We start from the raw sequence: 20,967 nt of genomic DNA, 5'->3' as shown, positions 1-20,967 counted from the left end.
GGCGCCTTGTTTTTGTCAGGGGGGTAGAGTATGGGTGAGCCGTCGGTCACCTTGCACGGGTTCAACAACCTCAGCAAGACGCTGAGCATGTCGATTTTCGACATCTGTTATGCCAAGACCCGGGCGCAGGTCAACGAGTACATCGCCTACATCGACGAGGTCTACGACGCCGACCGGCTGACCCAGATCCTGACGGATGTCACCGAGATGATCGGGGCGAACATCCTCAATGTCGCCCGGCAGGACTACGAGCCGCAGGGCGCCTCGGTGACCATCCTGATCTCCGAGGAGCCGGTGATCGCCGAGGGCATCGACTATCACGAGGAGCCGGGCCCGTTGCCGGGTGATGCCGAGCTGTCGCGCGAGTCGGTGGTGGCCCACCTCGACAAGAGCCACATCACCGTGCACACCTACCCGGAAAGCCACCCGGAAAACGGCATCTCCACCTTCCGGGCCGATATCGACGTGTCCACCTGCGGGCGGATCTCGCCGCTACGCGCGCTCAACTACCTGATCCACAGCTTCGATTCGGACATCGTGACGCTCGATTACCGCGTGCGGGGCTTTACCCGCGACGTGCACGGCAAGAAGCACTTTATCGATCACGAGATCAACTCGATCCAGAACTACATGTCCGAGGACACCCGGCAGCGCTACCAACTGATCGACGTCAACGTCTATCAGGAGAACATCTTCCACACCAAGATGCTTCTCAAGGACTTCGATCTGGACAACTACCTGTTCGGTCACGGCACCGACGATTACAGCCCGCAGGTCTGCACCCGCATCGAGAAGGCGCTGAAAAAGGAGATGTTCGAGATCTTCTACGGCCGCAATCTGGCCGACGCGGACGTGCCCAGCGGCTAGGTGCACGGATCCGATACCACTCTGGCCCGGCGAGTCGTTCGTGATCAAGGCGCGCAAGAGTGGTATCGGATTTGTGCAGGGTTTCCCTGGCACTCAGTCTTTCGCTGCGGCGATCGACTCGGCGAGCAACTCCACCGGCTGCTTGACGACCTGATTCGCGCCCGCCGCCAGGTGGGTCGCGCAGCCGACATTGGCGCTGACGACGACATCGGGCGCCAGCCGCTCGATCGACTCGAGCTTCGGTTCCCGCAGGCGTTCGGCCTGTTCCGGATAGAGCAGCACCTGCATCCCCGCCGCCCCGCAGCAACGCGCGTTGCCATCGATCTCCAGCAACTCGAGCCCCGGAATGGACTCCAGCAGTCGTCGGCTGGCGTCGGGTTGCGCCAGGTGATTGCGCTGGCTGCAGGGGGTGTGCAGCGCGACGCGGTGGTCGAGCCTTGCCAGGCGGGGCCATTCCTCCGGCTCGCGCCCAAGTAGCCACTCGGTGATCTCGCGGACCTTCAAGCCGTGCGAGGCCTGCAAGGCGGTCAGTTCGGCCGTGCAGGCCGTGCCGACGACGATCACCTCGTCGACGCCGACCGCCTTGAACACGGCCGCGTTGCGTTCGCGTTGTTGACTTGCTGCATCCGGTTCCCCGCCGTGGGCGTGCATCGCGCCGCAGCAGCCCTGATCGCCCGGAATGACCGGTTGATAGCCAAATGCGGTAATGGCCGCCCGGGCGGCGGCCACGGCGGGGGCGTTCATGGCCGCGCCAGTGCAGCCAATAAACAGGCCCACGCGCCCACGAGATGGGGGCAGCTCGTGACTTGGTGTCTGCTGCGGCGTGGTGTGGGTCAGTTGGCGGGGCAGGGCGCGCCCGATCGGTCCGGCCAGTCGCCGAGCCACACCGCCCAGTCCCAGTCGTTGCATGACGCGATACGCCTGCCAGGCCGTGCCGAGGCGCCGACGTCTTGTCAGCAGCTGGTCGCGCAGCAGTCGCCAGACGCGGGCCTCGGCCTGCGGACGCGTTGCGGGTGCCGACTCGTGGGCCAGGCGTGCCCGGCCGTTGTCGATCAGCCGTCCGTAAGCGACCCCCGAGGGGCAGACGGTTTCGCAGGCGCGACAGGTCAGGCAGGTATCCAGGTGCCGGCTGACGTCGGCATCCGGCGTCAATCCGCCCTGGCTGATGCCGAGCAGCAGGCTGATGCGCCCGCGGGGGCCATCGGCCTCGTTGTGAGTCAGGGAGAAGGTGGGGCAGTGTGGAACGCAGATCCCGCACATCACGCAGTCGAGCGCATCCGACTGGATGGCCTGATCGAGTGTGGCCGATGGGTTCGGGTGCGCGCGGGCGGACGGATCGGGCGAGTTCATGTCGTGAAGAGTGCAGTGGCCCGGTGGAGTGGTCAAGGCGGGTGATGGTCCGATTTCTGAAGGTCCAAGGGCCTACCGCTTTGAGCCGTGGGCGACGCGCCGACAGGGCTAGAAGAAAATGCGGGAAGTGGGTTGACGCCCCGTGGAGTATTAGTATATATTTATACCGTGAATTGCTTATCCTCCTTTGGTGGTTCTTGTTGTTGCCGGCTCCTGCCGGCATTTTTTTTGTCTGGAATATGTCGAGGGAAGGTCTGCGCGACTCCGATGCCGCTCTGCGTGCCGTGAGTTGCCCGTGCTCGGTGTTGCGTCGTCTTGGCGTGGCCACCGCACGCCGGCGCCGATGGGCCTTGATCACGAATGACTCGTCGGGCCAGGATGGCATCGGATTCGAGCAGGCCTTCTCTTTTCGGTGCGGAAAGTCCTTCGCTTTCCGCACCGATGCGTTTTATACTCCGCGGTTCTCCACGTTCAAGGCCGGTTGCGAAATCGGCCTTGCGGGGTGCGCTACCTTCGGGTAGACTTCGCGCCCTCTTGAAATCAATGTATCGCTTCTGGGCTGGGAGCTGTCGATCCATGAAAACCTATTCCGCCAAGCCGGCCGAGGTAAAACGCGACTGGTACGTCATCGATGCATCCGGCAAAACGCTGGGTCGTCTGGCTACCGAGGTCGCCCGCCGTCTGCGTGGCAAGCACAAGGCCGAGTTCACCCCGCACGTCGATACCGGTGACTACATCGTTATCGTCAATGCGAAGGACATCAAGGTCACTGGCAAGAAGGCCACTGACAAGATGTATCACTTCCATACCGGGTTCATCGGCAACATGAAGCACTTCACCTTCGAGAAGCTGATGGAGCGTTCCCCGGAGCGCGTCATCGAGCTGGCCGTCAAGGGGATGCTGCCGAAGAATGCGCTCGGTCGTCAGATGTATACCAAGCTCAAGGTCTACGCCAACGCCGAGCACAATCATCAGGCGCAACAGCCCCAGCTGCTCGAGATCTAAGAGAGACTACTCATGGCAATGACACAGAATTACGGAACCGGTCGTCGCAAGAGATCCTCTGCACGGGTCTTCCTGCGTCCGGGTACCGGCAACATCACCATCAACGGCAAGAGCATCGAAGACTTCTTCGGTCGTGAAACCGCGCAGATGGTCGTTCGCCAGCCGCTGCAGCTGCTGGAAGTGGGCGACCAGTTCGACGTCGTCGCGACCGTTGCTGGCGGTGGCCCGAGTGGCCAGGCCGGTGCCGTTCGTCACGGTCTGACCCGTGCGCTGATGGACTATGACGAAGCACATCGTCCGAAGCTGCGTGAAGCCGGCTTCGTGACCCGTGATGCTCGTCAGGTCGAGCGTAAGAAGGTTGGCCTGCGCAAGGCACGTCGTTCGGTTCAGTTCTCCAAGCGCTGATCCGGCGCCTTGCCGGCCTCGAGCCGGCTGCCTCGAAAGCCCCGCCATCGTGCGGGGCTTTTGCTTTGCCTGCCATTTTTCCTGCACGGGGCTTGTCGGGGCGTGGCAAAACCTGCCGCCGTGCCGGCGATCAGGGTTTGTGGTGGCCTGACGGGTAATCGAACGAGTCGTGGTCAGACAGGGGAGGGGTCACGGTCGCCGAGTGCTGGTGATGATCCGGGGTGATGATCCGGGGGCGACCCGGATGGAAAGGCGCCAACGAGTTGCCGGCTTGGCTTGGTCGCATCCTTGGTTTGCCAGGACGCTTTCGTGTGAGTCGCCACTGGCTGGGCGTGTGTTGCCCGGCTATGGCTGTCAGGGAAACGGATTGCCTCGGTAGACGACCAGGGGCTGGGGGCAAGTCAGGCGGCCAGGCCCAACAGGCCCTCCGAGCGGCAGAAGGTGGCTGTGTGCCCCATTGCGTGGGATGAACCACTTTCCCGGCGCAGCTTCCATGCCTCACGGCTAGCGGGATGGCGGGCGTGACGATGGCGCCCGCCATCCCGTTTCTGTCGAGCTCCTTCCCTGGCACACCCATCCCGAGCGCATGTCGTTCCCTCGACAGCAATCGGTCTATTCGCCAGCCAACCGAAGGATGGCGCCGCCTGGAGCGGGCCTTGTCGGCACCTAGTCCTCGAGTCTGATTCGTCCCAGGGTGTAGTCGCCGCCCTGGTTTGCCAGCACGAAGCCCTGGAAGGGGTCGCGCAGGCCGTTGTCCTGCACGCCAAGCATGTGCCGACCGTCGACGTGGACCTGCATCTGTCCGCTTTCGTCACGGCTCCAGACGATGCTGTGGAACCGGCCGTCCTCAAGGTCGAGCCGGCCGTCATGGCGGGCCACTGTCTCGGCGCTTCCGGAAATCAGCCTGATCAGGCTGAGCCCCGGCTGTGAGCCGGCAGAGTAAACCAGGCGGTAGCCGGTCGCATTGGGCCAGTTGCCCTGGAAGACCCCCAGTTGCAGGCTGCCGGGCTGCTGGCGCGAGGCGAGATCCACCTCCATCCTGAACGCGTTGTCGACGGGCGCATTGACGAAGATCTGTGCCGGCTCCATGGGGGTGGGCTTCTCGGCCTGTCTGCCATTGCCCCTCTGCTCGAGGATCATGCCCAGCACGGCCAGGCCGATCTCTTCCGGTCGATCAGAGCTGAGACCGCGCGATGCACGATCGGCCGCCCGTTGTGGTTCGACGACGCTGCGCAACCCATTCAGATCGACCTCGAAGTCGCCGCTAAGCACCGTCCAGGAGGGATTGCGACGGTAATCGCCGTCGTCGAAGTTGTCCTGCAGGGCGATTCGCGCCGAGGCGGCAGGTTGCTGCTGCTCGGAGGGGGCGGCCACGTCTTCCTTCTCTGTCTGGCGCAAGCGTCTCAGCAGGTGGGCCGATGCGCGGCCGTCCCGATCGATGCCCATTTCGACCTGATACTGGCGTATCGCATTGCGGGTTCGGTTTCCCATCGCGCCATCCACTGGGCCGGCGTCGTAGCCGAGTCGATTGAGTTCACGCTGAATCTCGGCCACGCTTTCCCGATCCGACAGGTTCTCGATGTCGGACCGCGACTCCCATGTCGCCTGTGAAGAGCGTGCCTCTTCCGGCTGCCAGCCCCGCGTTGCGCGCTGCGCCTCGGCGATCTGTCCGGCCGTCATGCGTTTGGCCAGCGAATCGCGGGCCTCGGCGGCATGGCGGTGACCGCGGGCCGCAGCCAGGTTGTACCACTTGTGGGCCTGCACGAAATCCTGGGCGGTGCCGTTGCCGGCTTGATTCAGGCGGCCCAACATGTACTGGGAATCGGGATCGCCGCGTTTCGCTGCGTCACTGAATTCCTGCAGTGCCTGGCGGTACTCCTGCATCTCGTAGTGGCGCATGCCCTCGGCGTAATCGGCGCTGGCCAGTCCGACGGATCCGAACAGGATAAGACTGAGTACGAGTGTCTTGTTGATCACGGTCATGCCTCCAGTGGGCGGGGTTGTCATCCGCAACATGGGAGTGCTGGGAAGGTCAGAGAGGCCGCTGCCTAAACAGCTGTCGCAGGAGGGCGACCACTTCCTGTGGTTCGAGCGTAGCACCAGGATGGGCAAGACGCGTGATCGGCGTACTTCTTGTGACGATTCGCGCCGCGTTTCCCGACAAGGTGCGATGGATCCTTTGTGGGCAGGGCGTCATGGCACCGAACAAAAGAAAGGGCCGACGGCATCGCCATCGGCCCTTTCTTTTCACGGTTCCGCCGGAAAGCCGGCCGAAACGCATCCGTCGATTCAGGAGTCCTCGGCATTCGCCTGGCGCGTCGCCTCGAGAATCGCTTCGGCGTCCTGTCGTTCCTGTTCCAGGCCCAGCTTGTCGTAGGCACGAATCAAGAGTTTCAGCGCCGGGAGGGTCGAGGTCGAGCCGTTGTACTTGTCGAGTGCCGATTGAGCCCGATTGGCGGCGGCAAGCCACGCGCCACGCCGCATGTAGTAATCGGCTACCTGGATCTCGTGCTTGGCCAGCGAGTTGCGCACCTCGACCAGGCGGCGGCTGGCGTCGTCGACATACTGGCTGTCGGGGTATTGCTCGACCAGGCGCGCGAACGACTTGTACGCCGCCTCGATCACCGACTGGTCGCGCTTGGAGAGGTCCGGCGGCGCGATCTTGTTGATCAGCGAATCGCCACGACTCATGTTGGCCAGCCCCTTCAGGTACAGGGCGTAGGCCACATTGTCACCACGAGGGTGCAGCTGAATGTAACGATCCGCGGCGGCGATCGCCGAATCCGGTTCGTCGTACTTGTAGTAGGCATACGCGACTTCAAGTTGCGCCTGCTCGGTGTAGGCACCGAACGGGTAGCGGCCCTCCAGGGTCTCGTACTTCTTGATTGCCGTCTCGTAGTTGCCCCGGCGCATCGCCTCGTTGGCTTCCTGATAGAGCTGGCCGGCCGAGGCGGTCGGGTCGGAGAGGTCCACTTGATCGTCGTCGTTCTTCGAGAACCAGGAGCAGCCGCTGGCGAACGTGACCATGCCGGCGATCAGGGCCGCGCGGGCAAGGTGCCGGGGAAGAGAGCGGCGAGTGGCCGGACGGTTACGGTCGCGATGCTGGGTCATGATCAGGAGTGAAGGGCCGCTGGCAGTAGTGAGTGGACGCCGCCCGCCCAAAAGCGCATCGTACGGCGCGTTGATGGGGCGAGCGTTAGCGGATAATCTTCGCAGATAAGATGCTAAAAACCAACCAATCTCATGGCGGGTGTTTGCCCGTCTTTTTCATGTCACGACGGACGGCGCCACGGCGCGCTTCCGTTGCTTTTGGATGGCTGATTCCCGACTGATGGATGTAGAACGCACCTTGTTGATTCCCGCCGAGCTGGCCGGCATGCGTCTCGACCAGGCGGCCGCGCAGTTATGGCCGGACTTCTCCCGCAGCCGAATCCAGGAATGGATCAAGGGTGGCGAAGTGACGGTGGACGGCCGGTCGATGCGACCGCGCGACACGGTGCTGGGCGGCGAGACCCTGGCCCTGCGGACCGAGTTGGAGCAGCAGAGCGAGGATCGTCCCCAGGACATCCCACTGGATATCGTCTTCGAGGACGAGCACCTGCTGGTGGTCAACAAGCCGGTCGACCTGGTGGTCCACCCCGGGGCCGGCAATCCGGATGGTACGCTGGTCAACGCATTGCTTCATCACGATCCCGAGCTGGCCTTGTTGCCGCGTGCCGGGGTGGTGCACCGGCTCGACAAGCAGACCAGCGGCCTGCTGGTCGTGGGCAAGACCCAGGCGGCATTTCAGGCACTGGTTGCCGACCTGGCCGAGCGCCGTATCGGCCGTGAATATGACGCGGTGGTGGTTGGTCACCTGATCGCCGGTGGCACGGTGGACGAGCCGATCGGGCGACATGCCCGCGATCGGCAGCGCCAGGCGGTCGTGGCCCAGGGCAAACCGGCCGTGACGCATTACCGGGTCGTGGAGCAGTTCGGCGAGCACACCTGGTTGCGTGTCCGTCTGGAAACGGGCCGCACCCACCAGATCCGGGTGCACATGGCGCACATCCGCCACCCGATCGTGGGTGATCCGGTCTACGGGGGGCGTCCGCGCTTGCCGCGGGGTGCCGAGGACATGCTGGTCGAGGTGCTGCGCGACTTCGGTCGTCAGGCCCTGCATGCCCGGCGCTTGACGCTCACCCACCCCGAGACCGGCGAGACGCTGTCGCTCAAGGCGCCGATGCCGGATGATATGGACGAATTGATCGAACTGCTGCGCGATTATCGCGACGGCAACGACGAAGGAGAGGCCGAGGTTATCTATGTCACGGATCCCGACTGACGCCCCCGAGGGCAGTCGCTTTATCGAGGCCACCTGGCCGACGCCGGGCGGCGTGCGTGCCGGCGTGACCACCCGGATCGGTGGCCATAGCCGGCCACCGTTCGATGGCTTCAATCTGGCGACACACGTCGGTGACGATGCCGAGGCCGTGGCGGCCAACAGGGCCGACCTGGCCGAGATGCTCGCGCTGCCGGAGCCGCCCCGCTGGCTGAACCAGACGCATGGCACCACGGTCGTCGGGCCGGCGGTGCCGACCGATCGCCCCGAGGGCGACGCGGCCTATACCAACCGCCCCGGCGAGGTGCTGGCGGTGCTGACCGCCGATTGCCTGTCGGTGACGCTTGCCAGCCACGACGGCAGCGAGGTCGCGGTCGCCCATGCCGGCTGGCGTGGTCTGGCCGCCGGCGTGATCGAGCACACCGTCGATCGGTTCTCGGTGGCCGGTGACGAGATGATGGCCTGGTTGGGCCCGGCCATCGGCCCGGCGCATTTCGAGGTGGGCGAGGACGTGCGTGAGGCGTTCATGCGCGAATACCCCGCCGATGCCTCGGCCTTCCGTGGTGGGGCCGAGGCCGGTCGATTCCATGCCGACCTGTTCGCGTTGGCCCGGTCTCGATTGCGCCGGCAGGGGATTACCCGCGTGTTCGGCGGCGAGCGGGACACCTACGCCCTGCCCGAATTGTTCTACTCGTATCGCCGCGACCAGGGCGAGACCGGCCGAATGGCCACCCTGATCTGGCGCGAAACCGACTGAAAAGAGGAAGACCGAAATGACGCAACCCTGGCTTTTGCTGACCCTGGTCGGGGCAGATCGCCCCGGCATCGTCGCCCATGTCACCCGGGTGTTGTTCGGCGTGGGTGCCGAGCTCGGTGAGACGGCCATGATGCGGCTGGGCAACCAGTTCGCGATCATGATGATGGTGCGTGGCGCCGGCAACCCCGAGGAGGTGGCCGGTCTGCTCGAATCCACCCGGGCCGAGTTCGGCCTCAAGCTGCATGTCGACCAGATCGACGCGGCCCTGCATCAGCACCGCGAGCCGGACGTGTCGGTGATCGTGCACAGCGCCGATCGCAGCGGCATCGTCAGTGAGGTCACGGCCGCGCTACTCGAGGCCGGCATGAACATCCTGGATCTGCGCTCGGACGTGGGCGGGTCGAGCGACAAGCCGATCTACATCATGCAGATCGACGGCGAGAGCAGTGACGGGATCGAGCCGATCGAGCAGTGCGTGGCGCGCTTCGCGGATCAGGGGCTGACCGTGCGTGTCACCCCACTTGAAACGATGCGGGGGTGAGCGTGGAGCCACTACCGATCCTCACCTACCCGGACGAGCGCCTGAAAACGGTCTGCGAGCCGGTCGAGCAATTCGACCCGGAGTTGCGGGAATTTGCCGAACACCTGCAACACACCGCGGACCTCGGCCCCTCGGCCGTGGGCATCGCCGCCCCGCAGGTGGGACGCATGCAGCGCCTGTGCCTGGTCGATGCCACGCGTGCCAAGCGCCCGGTGGACAACAACGGGCCCCTGGTGCTGGTGAATCCGGCGATCACCAACTGGAAGGGCTTTGCTGTCGGTCGCGAGGGTTGTCTCTCCATTCCCGACTACACCGGCAAGGTGATCCGCGCCGAAACCATCGAACTGACCGCGCAGGACCTCGAGGGCCGGACCGTCACCTTCAAGATGAAGGGCTTCGAGGCACGCATCGCCCAGCACGAGATCGATCACCTCGACGGCATCCTGTTTCTCGATCGCCTCGTCTCCCGCCACGCGGATCTGCGCGAGCGCTGAGCCGGAACGCGTTCCGCCCACCTCTTTGCGGCGTTCGCTGGGGTACGAGTTCGTCCCGCTGGTTCGTGCGTCTGCCAACGGCGGAGTCGATCTCCCGCCGAGGGGAGGGCCGAGTGGGACTAGCGCTGGTCATTCTTGCCGCCTTTCTGTGCGGCGTATCCGGCGGGTTTGGCGCGATGATCATCGAGTGAGGCTGGGATCCGCTGGTCGCGTCCTTCTATCGGGGGCGATCGGTTTTCTCTGTTTTGATGGCTGGCGCGGTCCGCGACGCTCTGTCGCACGCACCGAAAGGCCGTCCTCTGGTCGGCGCTGTCGGCCTTGCCGTCACGGGCAACTTCAGCATCTACTTCCTCAGTATTTCGCACGCGAACTTCGCCGATCGCCTTGTCGCGGGTGGCCGCGGTCGAGCCGGTGACCGCGTCGCTGTTCGGTCTGCTGGTGCTTGGCTAGGGGAGTCGCGCTAGGCATGGCGTTGATTCTGGTCACCGTCTGCGTCATGAGCCTCCGGCGGCCCTCGGCGTGAAGGCTCTGGAAATATAGGCCGAGGGGATATAGGCGCTGGGGAGATAGCTCCTTGGGGGGCGATTTCTCATGGGTTGTTATCAAATGGTGATCCGGCTGACATGGGACGGTCATCCCGTTGCGGGATAACGGGGCTGTCCCCGTTGCCGGAGGTGCCTCATGCCAGCCAGTCACCCATTTTCTCGCTACCGCACGGTGGTCATTTCCGATGTCCATCTGGGCACGCCCGATGCCCGTCCCGATCGATTGCTCGAGTTTTTGGCCTCCATCCAGTGCGAGACCCTGATTCTCAACGGCGACCTGCTCGACGTCTGGCAGATGCAGCGCCGTCGCTGGCGCTGGTCTCCGGCGAAAAGCGAGCTGTTCTGTCAGCTCACCCGGCTGGTCGAAGCCGGCACCCGGGTCGCCTACGTGCCGGGTAACCACGATGAGTGCTTTCGCGCCTTTATCGGCCAGGCGTTTGCCGGGATCACCGTGCACCAGGAGTTGCGACTGACGCTTGCCGACGGTCGGCAGGCGCTGGTGCTGCACGGCGACGAGTTCGATGCCCAGATCGCCCCTTCGCTGCCCGCCCGTTGGCTCGGTGATTTCGGCTACGCGTGCCTGTTGCGACTCGATCGTCTCGGTCGATGCCTGGGTGGTCATGATCGGCATGGCGCACTGGTGCGTGCGATCAAGACCCGGGTGCCAGGCGCCATGGCGCACGTCGCCCGATTCGAGGCCGCGGCCCTGGAGCACGCCCGGTGCGAGGGCGTCGACGTGATCGTCTGCGGTCATATCCACCATGCCAACCTGCGTGAAAGCGATGGCGTGACCTACGCCAACAGTGGTGACTGGGTGGAGGGCTGCGGCGCGCTGGTCGAGCACGCGGACGGGACGCTCGACGTGATCGAGTGGGGCGGACCGTGTGTCGGGGATCGGCGCACCCCGGTCGCGGACGCCTTGGCCGAAACGGATGCCGACGAGGCGGTGGCGTTCAGCCAGGGCTAACCCCGCCGCAGTGGCCATTCGCACAGGGCGCCTCTTGAATCCCCGTCTGCCGGGCCTACATTTGTAGGCAGTTACACGAATTCAAGGCATACGAGGTGCTTTCCATGCGGATGGACAAACTGACCGCCAAGTTCCAGATGGCACTGGCCGATGCGCAATCGCTGGCCGTGGGCCAAGACCACCAATTTATCGAGCCGGTCCACCTGATGGTGGCGTTGCTCGACCAGGAAGGTGGCACCGTGCGTCACCTGCTGACGCAATCGGATATCAACGTCAACATGCTGCGCTCGCAGCTGGGCGAGATGCTCGACCGCCAGCCTGCCGTTTCCGGCGGCGAGGCCGGTGAGGTGCACATCTCCAACGACCTCTCCCGGCTGCTCAATGTCACCGACAAGCTGGCGCAAAAGCGCAGTGATCAGTACATCTCCAGCGAGCTGTTCGTGCTGGCAGCGATCGAGGACAAGAGCGAACTGGGCGAGACCCTGCGCCGGGCCGGCGCCTCCAAGGGGGCGATCGAGCAGGCGGTCGACAAGCTGCGTGGCGGCCAGTCGGTCGACGATCCCAACGCCGAGGACGCGCGTCAGGCCCTCGAGAAATACACCATGGATCTGACCGAGCGTGCCGAGCAGGGCAAGCTCGATCCGGTGATCGGCCGTGACGAGGAAATCCGCCGTGCCATTCAGGTATTGCAGCGGCGCACCAAGAACAACCCGGTGCTGATCGGCGAGCCCGGCGTGGGCAAGACCGCCATTGTCGAGGGACTGGCGCAACGCATCGTCAACGGCGAGGTGCCCGAGGGGCTCAAGGACAAGCGAGTGCTGTCCCTCGACATGGGCACGCTGCTCGCCGGGGCCAAGTTCCGCGGTGATTTCGAGGAGCGCCTGAAGGGCGTGCTCAACGATATCTCCAAGGCCGAGGGTCGGGTGATCCTGTTCATCGACGAGATCCACACCATGGTCGGCGCCGGCAAGGCCGAGGGCTCCATGGATGCCGGCAACATGCTCAAGCCCGCGCTCGCCCGCGGCGAGCTGCGTTGCATTGGCGCGACCACGCTCGACGAGTACCGCCAGAACATCGAGAAGGACGCCGCGCTCGAACGTCGCTTCCAGAAGGTGCTGGTCGACGAGCCGAGTATCGAGGACACCATTGCGATCCTGCGCGGGCTCAAGGAGCGCTACGAGGTCCACCACGGCATCGAGATCGGTGACCCGGCCATCGTTGCCGCCGCCCAGCTCTCGCAGCGCTACATCACCGATCGGCAATTGCCCGACAAGGCGATCGACCTGATCGACGAGGCGGCCAGTCGCATCCGCATGGAGATCGACTCCAAGCCCGAGTCGATGGACCGCCTTGAGCGTCGCTTGATCCAGCTCAAGATCGAGCGTGAGGCGCTGAAGAAGGAATCCGACGAGGCCAGCAAGAAGCGGCTGGCCAACCTGGATGAGGAGGTCGAGCAACTCGAGCGCGAGTACTCCGACCTCGAGGAAATCTGGAAGGCGGAAAAGGCGGCCGTGGCCGGCACCACCCATATCAAGGAAGCCCTCGACCGCGCCCGGACCGAACTGGAAACCGCCCGGCGCGCCGGCGACCTGACCCGCATGTCCGAGCTCCAATACGGGCGCATCCCCGAGCTCGAGCGCGAGTTGGGCGAGGCGCAGTCCAAGGAGGAAGAAAGCGAGGGGGCGGCACCGAAGCTGTTCCGCAGCACGGTGGGCACCGAGGAGATCGCCGAGGTGGTCTCCCGCTGGACCGGCATCCCGGTCGCCAAGATGCTCGAGGGCGAGAAGGACAAGCTGTTGCGCATGGAGGAGGCGCTGGACAAGCGGGTCGTCGGTCAGTCCGAGGCGGTCGTGGCGGTATCCGACGCCATCCGCCGCTCGCGGGCCGGCCTGTCCGACCCGAGCCGCCCCAACGGGTCGTTCATGTTCCTTGGCCCCACCGGGGTGGGCAAGACCGAACTGACCAAGGCGCTGGCGAGCTTCCTCTTCGATACCGAGGAGTCGATGGTCCGCATCGACATGTCCGAGTTCATGGAGAAGCACTCCGTGGCGCGGCTGGTCGGGGCGCCTCCGGGTTACGTCGGTTACGAGGAAGGCGGCTATCTGACCGAGGCCGTGCGCCGCAAGCCCTACTCGGTGATCCTGCTCGACGAGGTAGAAAAGGCCCACCCGGACGTGTTCAACATCCTGCTGCAGGTGCTCGACGACGGTCGCCTCACCGACGGGCAGGGCCGGACGGTCGATTTCCGCAACACGGTGATCGTGATGACCTCCAACCTCGGGAGCCAGCGGATCCAGGAGCTGGCCGGTGAGGGTGCCGACTACGAGCAGATGAAGGCCGAGGTGCTGGAGATCGTCGGCCAGCACTTCCGCCCCGAGTTCATCAACCGGGTCGACGACGTGGTGGTCTTCCATCCGCTGGATCGCAGCGGGATTCGCAAGATCGTCGACATCCAGATCGACTATCTGCGCACGCGATTGGCGGATCGCGAGATCGGGCTCACGCTCACGGATGCGGCCCTCGATGCGCTCGGCGAGGCGGGTTTCGATCCGGTCTACGGGGCTCGACCGCTCAAGCGGGCCATCCAGCATCGCCTCGAGAACCCGCTGGCGCAGGCGATCCTCAAGGGCGAGTACCTGCCCGGGCAGACCGTCACGGTGGACGTGAGCGAGGGCGAGCTCGTGTTGGGCAAGGAAGGCTGACAACAGATCAGGGGTCGGCGGACGCTCTCTTATCCGTAGCCGGGATGGGGGCGTGATGCCGGCTTTCCTGATGGCCGGATTGCCGCAAAAGATGAACAGGCCGGGCGCTTCCCCCGGCCTGTTTGCGTGCTGGGGTGCCTCCTTGCGGACTAGTCAGGGCAGTTGGATCTCGACGGCAAGCCCCCCGAGGTCAGGCGAGCGAGAAAACGACAGGCTGCCGCCGTAAAGCTCGACGATCTCGCGAACGATCGCCAGTCCCAGTCCGTGCCCCTCGCGGGATTCGTCCAGGCGCGTTCCCCGGTGGGCGAGTTCCTGCAGGGAGTCGGTCGGGACGCCCGGTCCGTCGTCCGAAACGGCGATATGCCAGCGGCGGTCCTGCCGGCTTACCTCGACCTGTATGCGGCCCTCGGCCCATTTCGCCGCGTTGTCCAGCAGGTTGCCGAAGAGTTCGTACATGTCCTCTCGGTCGGCGCGCAGCAAGGCACCGCTGGCGCAATCGACTCGGTGGGTGAAGGTCTTTTCGGGGTGGAGATGGCGGAACATGCCAAGTAGTCGGGGCAGATCGCGTTCCACCTCGAAACGCTGGCCGCCACGAGCTTCGCCTGCCATGCGTGCCTGGCGCAGCTCCCGGTCGGTGATTCGGCGCATGCGGGCGACCCCCTCGGCGAGCCGTTCGGCGGTCTCCGGCGAGAGATCCTTACGGGAGCGTTGCAGCACCTGGTCGATCAGCGTGATGGGGGTCTTTAGTGCGTGGGCGAGGTTGCCCAGCGCCTTGCGCGATCGGGACAGGCGACGCTGCATGGCATCTTGCAGGTGGTTGATCTCCTCGACCATGGGCCGGAGCTCCGGCGGGACGGTCTCGTCCAGCCGGTCGATCTCGCCCTCCTGCAGGCGGCGGCAGTCCCGCCGGACTTGATCGAGCGGGCGCAGGCTTGCACGGACGATCAGTCGCTGCGCGACGAGCATGATTCCGAGCAGGATCAGCGTGACGATGGCAAAACGCCAGCGGAAGGTATTGATCCGGTCCTCCAGTGCCGAGAGGTCTTCGGCCACGTGCACCTCGATCCAGGTGTCGTCCTTCTGAATCCGGTCGGCGTAGACGAGCAACGGCTGGCCCGCCGGGCCGGTGGTGTGGTAGGTGCCGGGGAGCGACTCGAGTTGGCCGGGTTGGAAGTCGAAATCCCATAACGATCGCGAGCGCAACGTGCTGCCGCCGACATCGAGCTGGTAGTAGTGCCCGGAGTAGGGGCGATCGTAGATGGGGTTGGCGTAGGCCGGATCGAGTCGGGGTGGGGCGGTGGTCGGGTCGACGCCGAGGATGAGTACCTCGGCGTCATGGGCCAGCCGGTCGACGACGTAGCTCTCGGTAAGCACCACGGGCGCGCGGGCGGTAACCAGCCAGAACAGGGCGACCAGGACCAGGACGCTGGCCAGCAGCCAGAGCGTCAGGCGGGTCTGGATATGGCGTGGCTTGAGCCTTCTCATGAAGGCTCTCTGCGGTCGCGGTGGAATACGTATCCCTGGCCGCGGCGCGTCTCGATCCACTCGCGGCCCAGCTTGCGGCGCAGGCGCGTGACGTAGGCCTCGATCACGTTGGGGTCCCGGTCGTCGTCGAATTCGTAGAGGTGATCGGCTAGCCGACTCTTCGACAGCACGTGGCCCGCGTGGTGGACGAAGTAGCGCAGCAGGCGGAACTCGGTGCCGGTCAGCTTCACGGGCTTTCCGTCGACCTGTGCTAGCTGGCGGGCTTCGTCCAGTACGAGTGCGCCATTCGACTGCATCAGGTCGGCGGGATGGTCGCTCACACGCCGCGAGAGCGCGCGGAGGCGAGCCACCAGTTCCTCGAGGTGGAATGGCTTGGCGAGATAGTCGTCGGCCCCGGCCTCGAAGCCCTCGACCTTCTCGAACCAGGCGTCCCGGGCGGTCAGCAGCAGTACCGGCAGGCCCAGCCCTTTCTCGCGCCATTCGCGCAATACCGCCAGGCCGTCCTTGCCCGGCAGACCGATGTCGAGCACGACCAGGTCGTGCACGTTTTCCCTTCCCAGCCACGCGGCCTCGTCGCCGTCGCGGACCCAGTCGACCGCGTAGCCCTGCTCGCGCAGGCGGGCCTGCAGGTCGGCGCCCAGCGAGGCATCGTCTTCGGCCAGGAGTAATCTCATCGATCAGTCGCCATCGTGGTGGTCATCGGCCCGGAAGGATTCCTCGGTTTCCTTGTGCTCGGAGAGGAGACGGCCGTCCCGAGCGTCGAAGTACATCTCGTGGTAGTGGTCGTCCTCGCCATAGACGGTGATCTCGTAGACCAGGGTGTCCTCGTCGAGCCGTGCCTCCACCATCTGTCCGGGCTGGATGGCCTGCGCCCGTTCGAGGAGTTCGACCAGGGAGAGGATCTCGCCGCGTTGCTGTAGCTCGAAAACCTGGTTGTGGTCGGCCCCGGCCGGCGACGCGATCATTAGGCCGGGCAGCATTGCCGCGGCGACCAGCATCATCCGAAACCGGGAGGCTATGCGTGTCCAGGTCATGTCGTGTCCTTGGGTCATGCGATCGCTCCGCTGTCGAGCAGGGGGACGATCCAGTATCGCAGACCCAGCCCGGCGAGTTCATCGCGCATGGCCTCGAGCAAGGGGGCGGCTGCGTCCTGCTCGAGCTTGAGGTGGAATATCGAGCGGCGCTGGCGGCCCGTGACCTGTTCGACCAGGTTGAAGCGGCCGTGCTCCCGACTGTGGCCCCAGGCGGCCTCGCCGGTAAAGCCGGAGAGTTCGTCGCGGCCCAGCAGCCAGTCGATCACGATTTCCTCGGCGTCGGGGCGGGCGATCAACGTCAGCAACACGTCATTCATGATTCGGCTCCCTTGCGGTCGGCTTGGGGCGCCGCTTCACCGAAGCGGCGGTAGAGGATGGGCAGCAGCACCAGGGTCAGCATGGTGGAGGTCACCAGCCCGCCGATGACGACCGCGGCGAGTGGCCGCTGGATCTCCGAGCCCGGCCCCGTCGCGAACAGCAGCGGGATCAGACCGAAGGCGGCGATGGTGGCTGTCATCAATACCGGGCGCAGGCGTCGCTTGGCCCCTTCGATCACGGTGTCGTGCAGTGACAGGCCCAGCCCCCGCAACTGGTTGAAATAGCTCACCAGCACCACGCCGTTGAGCACCGCGATACCCAGCAGGGCGATAAAGCCCACCGAGGCCGGCACCGACATGTATTCGCCGGAGATCCACAGGCCGAACACGCCGCCGATCAGGGCGAAGGGGATGTTCAGCAGGACCAGGATGGCCTGGCGGACCGAGCCGAAGGTGGTGAACAGCAGGAGGAAGATCAGGCCGATCGAGACCGGCACCACCAGTCCGAGGCGCTTGGCCGCGCGTTGCTGGTTCTCGAACTGCCCGCCCCAGGCCAGGCGATAGCCCGTATCGAGCGACACCTGGTCGCCGACCGCTTGGCGGGCATCTTCGACGAAGCCGACCAGATCGCGACCGGCGACGTTCGCGGCCACCACGACGAAACGCTCGCCCAACTCGCGCTCGACCTGTACCGGGCCCTCGACACGTTCGATCGATGCCAGGGCCGACAGGGGCAATTGCTGACCGCCGGGCAGGCTGACCAGCAGTTCGCGCATCGCTTGTGGTGAACCGGCGATCTCGCGGCTGCCGCGGATCATCAGCGGTGTACGCCGCATGCCCTCGTAGACCGTGCCGACGCGTTTACCCTCGAGTTGCGCGCGCAACACGGTCTGAAGCTCCTCGATGGCCAGCCCATAGCGTCCGGCGGCCTGGCGGTCGGCGGTGACCTTCAGGTACTGCACGCCCTCGTTGCTGGTATAGAAGACATCCGAGGCGCCGTCGATGCCGCGCACGGTCTCGGCGATGGCCTGAGCCTTCTCGTTGAGCACGTCGAGGTCGGGGCCGTACAACTTGATCGCCAGATCCCCGCGTACCCCGGTCAGCATCTCGGAGACGCGCATCTCGATCGGTTGGGTGAAGGCATGGGCCACGCCGGGGAAATCCGCGAGGACCAGCCGAATGGCGTCGATCAGTTCCTCCTTGGTCTCGAAACGCCACTCCTCGCGGGGTTTGAGCACCAGGAAACTGTCGGTCTGATTGAGGCCCATCGGGTCCATGCCCAGTGCATCGGACCCCGTCCGGGCGATCACGCCGGTGACTTCGGGGACGCGCTCGATCAACTCCTGCTGGAAACGCTTGTCGATGCGGATCGATTGCTCAAGGGAGATCGACGGCAGCTTTTCCAACTGGACGATCACGTCGCCCTCGTTCATCGTCGGCATGAATATCTTGCCGATCTGGGTATAGGCCCCGGCCGTCGCCCCCAGGGCCAGCAGGGCGGCCGCCCCGATGGTTTTCGGGTGGGCCAGTGACCACGCCAGTGCCGGGGTGTAGACCTTGTGGAGTTGGCGCACCAGCCACGGCTCATCGTGCGGCACGTTGCGCAGCAGGAATGTGCTGATCACCGGGATCGCCGTCAGCGAGAGCAGCAGTGAACTACCCAGGGCGAAGACGATGGTCAGTGCCACCGGCTTGAACAGCTTGCCTTCCAGCCCCTGCAGTGTGAGTAGCGGCAGGAAGACGATCACGATGATCAGGATGCCCGCGGTCACTGGCGCGGCCACCTCGCGCACGGCGCGATAGATCACGTGCAGTCGGGGGAGACGTTTGGCCTCCTTCTCCCGCGCTAGGTGGGCGACGATGTTCTCGACCACCACGACGGCGGCGTCGACCAGCATGCCGATCGCGATGGCCAGGCCGCCCAGGCTCATCAGGTTGGCGGACATCCCCACCTGGTCCATGAGAATGAAGGTCAGGAGGGCGGACAGCGGCAGGATCAGGGCCACGGTCACCGCCGCCCTTAGATTGCCAAGGAAGATCACCAGGAGGATCAGCACCAGGATGATGGCTTCCTCGAGTGCCTTGGTCACGGTGTGCACGGCCTGGTCGACCAGCGTCCCCCGGTTGTAGAAGACGTCGATGTTCACGCCTTCCGGCAAGGTGGAGGACAGTTCGTCGAGCTTGTCCTGCACGCCGGCGACGATCTCGCGAGCGTTGGCGCCGCGCAGGCTCAGCACCAGCCCCTGGACGGCCTCCCGGTCGCCATTCTTGGTCACCGCGCCGTAGCGGGTGAGGCTGCCGATCTGGACATCGGCGACATCGGTGACGTGGATCGGCGCCCCGCCCGGCGTCATCGCCACCACGGTTTCACGCAGATCGTCCAGGTGCGTGACGCTACCCTGGACGCGTACCAGAAGCGCCTCCTCACCGTCGCGAATGCGGCCCGCACCGTCGTTCTTGTTGTTTCTCGCCAGGGCGGCGCGCAGTTGCTCGAGCGTGACACCACGGGCGCTCATCCTCGCCGTGTCGGGTTCGACTTCGAAGGTGCGGATGTGTCCGCCCAGGGCATTGACGTCGGCCACGCCCGGCACCGTCCTCAAGGCCGGGCGGATCACCCAGTCGAGCAGCGATCGGCGTTCGGCGAGCGACAGGTCGCCCCCGTCGATCGTGAACATGAACATTTCGCCCAGCGGGGTGGTGATCGGTGCCATGCCGCCGGTCGCGTCAGGCGGCAGATCTCCCCAGACGGCGGCGAGGCGTTCGGAGACCTGCTGGCGGGCCCAGTAGATGTCAGTGCCCTCGACAAAGTCGATGGTGATTGCCGTCAGGCCGTACTTGGCCACCGAGCGCAGCATGCTCTGGTCGGGAATGCCGAGCATCTCGACTTCCACCGGCGCGGTGATGCGCTGCTCGATCTCCTCGGGCGTCATGCCCGGTGCCTTGATGATGATCTTGACCTGGGTGTTCGATACGTCCGGGAAGGCATCGATCGGCAGATTGAGGAAGGCGCGGGTGCCCAGTCCCGCCGTCAGGGCGACCAGCAACAGGATGAACAGGCGCTGGGTGAGAGAGAACCGAATCAGTGCGGACAACATCACTCACCGCCTCCCATGCCTTGCCAAGCACCCTTGATGGTGGCCACGCCGTTAACGGCCACCTGATCACCGGCCGACAGTTGGGGTCGGTCACCGGTGTCGCTCGTGTCGACCACGCGGATGGTCAACCAGCCATTCGATTCGCCCAGTCGCTCGACGGGGTAGGCATCGAAGCCGCCCTGGGTCGCGACGAAGACGAATGAATCCCCCCCTTGGCGGATGATCGCGCTGCTCGGCACGCGCAACAGGTTTGCCTGATCCTCGCCCTCGAGACGTACACGCAGGAATTGCCCCGGGCGCAACCGGCCGTCGACCGCCTCTACCCGGGCGCGGATCATGACGGTCTGATCATCCGGGTCGATGCGGCTGCCGGTCAGGATGACCTCGGCCTGTATTCCTTTGTCCTCGACGCTTACTCGGTCTCCCGGTTGCACGTCGGCGAGTCGCTCGACCGGGAGACGCACCTCGAGCCAGAGCGTGTCCAACGTGCTGATCCGAATCAGTGCGGAGGCGGCGTTGACTCGTTCGCCGGCGGTGATCATCTGTTCCATCACGGTGCCGTCTTGGGGAGCGACGAGGTCAAGCACCGGGTCGATACGCCGGGTCTGGTCGAGCTTGTCCAGCGCGGCGTCGCTCATGCCGGCCAGCGACAGGCTCTGGCGCAGGGCGGACAGACGAGCAGTGGACTGGTTGTATGTGCCACGGGTCTCGTTGAGGCGGCGCTCGGCGATGATGCCTTCGGCTGCCAGTGACCGGTCGCGTTCCAGGGCCTGTGCTGCCACGCGATGGCTCGCCAGTGTCTCAAGGTAGTCGCTTTGCAGCGTGACCAGGCCCGAGCTCAGCAGGCTGGCGACGGGCTGGCCCTGGGTGACGGTCTCGCCCTCGGCAACCCGTACCTGTTGGATCAATCCGTCGACCGGGGCGGCGAGCACTGTCTCGTTGGCCGGCGGCACCCGGACCTCGGCGGGGTAGGCATGTCCGGCGACGTTACTGGCCGCCTCGGTCGCAGTGGTTTGAATGCCCAGTGCCTGCACCTGGGATGCGCTCATGCTGATATCCGCTGCCTGCACGTTCGGACTGGA

The 20,967-nt window shown here is 65.1% G+C and carries 18 protein-coding genes; 9 read left to right on the top strand and 9 right to left on the bottom strand.

Annotated elements, in window-relative coordinates; all coding sequences use genetic code 11:
* Window positions 1–30: 30 nt before the first annotated feature.
* The gene (gene speD, locus ABGV18_RS05425; RefSeq protein WP_396585146.1) at window positions 31–867 is read left to right on the top strand and encodes an adenosylmethionine decarboxylase; all 837 of its coding nucleotides are present in this window, start codon (window positions 31–33) and stop codon (window positions 865–867) included.
* 93 nt (window positions 868–960) lie between these two features.
* On the opposite strand, the gene ABGV18_RS05420 is transcribed toward speD, so the two are convergent.
* Entirely contained in the window at window positions 961–2,217 is a 1,257-nt protein-coding gene (locus ABGV18_RS05420; protein ID WP_396585145.1) for a heterodisulfide reductase-related iron-sulfur binding cluster, read from the bottom strand.
* 576 nt (window positions 2,218–2,793) lie between these two features.
* On the opposite strand from ABGV18_RS05420, the gene rplM reads away from it, so the two are divergent.
* Complete coding sequence (gene rplM / locus ABGV18_RS05415; protein WP_396581336.1) at window positions 2,794–3,222, top strand: 50S ribosomal protein L13; 429 nt, start codon at window positions 2,794–2,796, stop codon at window positions 3,220–3,222.
* Window positions 3,223–3,234: 12 nt separating this feature from the next.
* Complete coding sequence (gene rpsI / locus ABGV18_RS05410) at window positions 3,235–3,627, top strand: 30S ribosomal protein S9 (protein ID WP_396585144.1); 393 nt, start codon at window positions 3,235–3,237, stop codon at window positions 3,625–3,627.
* Between the two features lie 666 nt (window positions 3,628–4,293).
* On the opposite strand, the gene ABGV18_RS05405 is transcribed toward rpsI, so the two are convergent.
* Both ABGV18_RS05405 and ABGV18_RS05400 read right to left on the bottom strand, forming a co-directional pair.
* Window positions 4,294–5,604, bottom strand: coding sequence for a peptidoglycan-binding protein (locus tag ABGV18_RS05405; RefSeq protein ID WP_396585143.1), 1,311 nt, complete (start codon window positions 5,602–5,604; stop codon window positions 4,294–4,296).
* Between the two features lie 312 nt (window positions 5,605–5,916).
* Entirely contained in the window at window positions 5,917–6,738 is an 822-nt protein-coding gene (locus ABGV18_RS05400; protein WP_396585142.1) for an outer membrane protein assembly factor BamD, read from the bottom strand.
* 202 nt (window positions 6,739–6,940) lie between these two features.
* Between ABGV18_RS05400 and rluD the strand changes: the two genes are divergently transcribed.
* The 6 genes from rluD (at window position 6,941) to clpB (ending at window position 13,954) form a co-directional block, all read left to right on the top strand.
* Window positions 6,941–7,951: a 23S rRNA pseudouridine(1911/1915/1917) synthase RluD gene (gene rluD, locus ABGV18_RS05395; protein WP_396585141.1), complete on the top strand. Its 1,011-nt coding sequence runs from the start codon at window positions 6,941–6,943 to the stop codon at window positions 7,949–7,951.
* Window positions 7,932–8,705 (top strand): peptidoglycan editing factor PgeF, encoded by a 774-nt coding sequence (pgeF, locus tag ABGV18_RS05390; RefSeq protein WP_396585140.1) that lies wholly within the window; start codon window positions 7,932–7,934, stop codon window positions 8,703–8,705. Before rluD ends, pgeF begins: the two co-directional genes overlap by 20 nt.
* Window positions 8,706–8,721: 16 nt before the next feature.
* Window positions 8,722–9,246, top strand: coding sequence for a glycine cleavage system protein R (locus ABGV18_RS05385; RefSeq protein ID WP_396585139.1), 525 nt, complete (start codon window positions 8,722–8,724; stop codon window positions 9,244–9,246).
* Window positions 9,247–9,248: 2 nt separating this feature from the next.
* Entirely contained in the window at window positions 9,249–9,740 is a 492-nt protein-coding gene (gene def / locus ABGV18_RS05380) for a peptide deformylase (protein WP_396585185.1), read from the top strand.
* Window positions 9,741–10,421: 681 nt separating this feature from the next.
* Window positions 10,422–11,252 carry a metallophosphoesterase gene (locus ABGV18_RS05375; RefSeq protein WP_396585138.1) on the top strand — a complete coding sequence of 277 codons (831 nt, stop codon included), beginning with the start codon at window positions 10,422–10,424 and terminating at the stop codon, window positions 11,250–11,252.
* A gap of 110 nt (window positions 11,253–11,362) precedes the next feature.
* On the top strand, window positions 11,363–13,954 hold the full coding sequence (gene clpB / locus ABGV18_RS05370) for an ATP-dependent chaperone ClpB (RefSeq protein ID WP_396585184.1): 2,592 nt from the start codon (window positions 11,363–11,365) through the stop codon (window positions 13,952–13,954).
* A gap of 153 nt (window positions 13,955–14,107) precedes the next feature.
* Here the strand turns inward: clpB and ABGV18_RS05365 are convergent, their stop codons facing one another.
* The 6 genes from ABGV18_RS05365 to ABGV18_RS05340 are packed head-to-tail and all read right to left on the bottom strand — an operon-like array spanning window position 14,108 to window position 20,934.
* The gene (locus tag ABGV18_RS05365) at window positions 14,108–15,439 is read right to left on the bottom strand and encodes an ATP-binding protein (protein WP_396585137.1); all 1,332 of its coding nucleotides are present in this window, start codon (window positions 15,437–15,439) and stop codon (window positions 14,108–14,110) included.
* The gene (locus tag ABGV18_RS05360; protein WP_396581327.1) at window positions 15,436–16,113 is read right to left on the bottom strand and encodes a response regulator transcription factor; all 678 of its coding nucleotides are present in this window, start codon (window positions 16,111–16,113) and stop codon (window positions 15,436–15,438) included. The genes ABGV18_RS05365 and ABGV18_RS05360 overlap by 4 nt, the downstream gene beginning before the upstream one ends.
* Window positions 16,114–16,116: 3 nt before the next feature.
* Window positions 16,117–16,491 (bottom strand): PepSY domain-containing protein, encoded by a 375-nt coding sequence (locus ABGV18_RS05355; RefSeq protein ID WP_396581326.1) that lies wholly within the window; start codon window positions 16,489–16,491, stop codon window positions 16,117–16,119.
* Window positions 16,488–16,790 carry a DUF3240 family protein gene (locus ABGV18_RS05350; RefSeq protein ID WP_396581325.1) on the bottom strand — a complete coding sequence of 101 codons (303 nt, stop codon included), beginning with the start codon at window positions 16,788–16,790 and terminating at the stop codon, window positions 16,488–16,490. Before ABGV18_RS05350 ends, ABGV18_RS05355 begins: the two co-directional genes overlap by 4 nt.
* Window positions 16,787–19,885 (bottom strand): CusA/CzcA family heavy metal efflux RND transporter, encoded by a 3,099-nt coding sequence (locus tag ABGV18_RS05345; RefSeq protein ID WP_396585183.1) that lies wholly within the window; start codon window positions 19,883–19,885, stop codon window positions 16,787–16,789. Before ABGV18_RS05345 ends, ABGV18_RS05350 begins: the two co-directional genes overlap by 4 nt.
* Entirely contained in the window at window positions 19,885–20,934 is a 1,050-nt protein-coding gene (locus tag ABGV18_RS05340) for an efflux RND transporter periplasmic adaptor subunit (RefSeq protein WP_396585136.1), read from the bottom strand. Before ABGV18_RS05340 ends, ABGV18_RS05345 begins: the two co-directional genes overlap by 1 nt.
* Between the last annotated feature and the right edge of the window lie 33 nt (window positions 20,935–20,967).

It is taken from the genome of Guyparkeria halopsychrophila, assembly GCF_044582135.1.
Lineage (GTDB): Bacteria > Pseudomonadota > Gammaproteobacteria > Halothiobacillales > Halothiobacillaceae > Guyparkeria.
This window is presented reverse-complemented; position numbering and strand designations above follow the sequence as displayed.